General features: G+C 53.8%; 1 protein-coding gene. It reads left to right on the forward strand.

From position 1 onward, the window contains the following. A partial coding sequence (locus J5224_RS35340; RefSeq protein WP_264629428.1) for a bifunctional 4-hydroxy-2-oxoglutarate aldolase/2-dehydro-3-deoxy-phosphogluconate aldolase occupies positions 1-445 on the forward strand: 445 nt, incomplete at its 5' end. Positions 446-511: the final 66 nt, after the last annotated feature.

Raw genomic sequence — 511 nt, forward strand, 5'->3', positions numbered from 1 at the left:
TCCGGTGATGGCGCAGTTGGTGATGGATGCGGGCGCTACTTTTGTGCTGGCACCGGATTTTAATCCACAGGTGGTCAGCATGGTGCATGAAAAGCAGAAGCTGATGATCCCGGCCGTCGCCACGCCGTCGGAAATATTGCAGGCGTGCCGCATGGGCGTCGATTTGTTGAAGCTGTTCCCTGCCAACGGCCTGGGCGTCAACTATCTGAAAGAGTTGCAGGGACCGCTTAACAATCTCTCAATCATTCCTGTTGGTGGCGTGACGCTGAATAATGTCGCAGACTTTGCACAAGCGGGCGCATTTGCCGTTGGGGTGGGCAGCGAGCTGATCAATAAAACGTTAGTGGCCGAGCAGGCGTGGCAACAGTTAACCGAGCTGGCACAGACTTTTATTACGCGTTTCCACGAAAATAAAAAGCCAGACGACGTTTGTTACCCTCTCTGATTGACTATCATCTTCCGATAACGGCTGCCTGCTGCACTATCAACGCGGGTTGCCCTTACCGGCACT

The sequence above is a fragment of the Candidatus Symbiopectobacterium sp. NZEC135 genome (assembly GCF_025962695.1).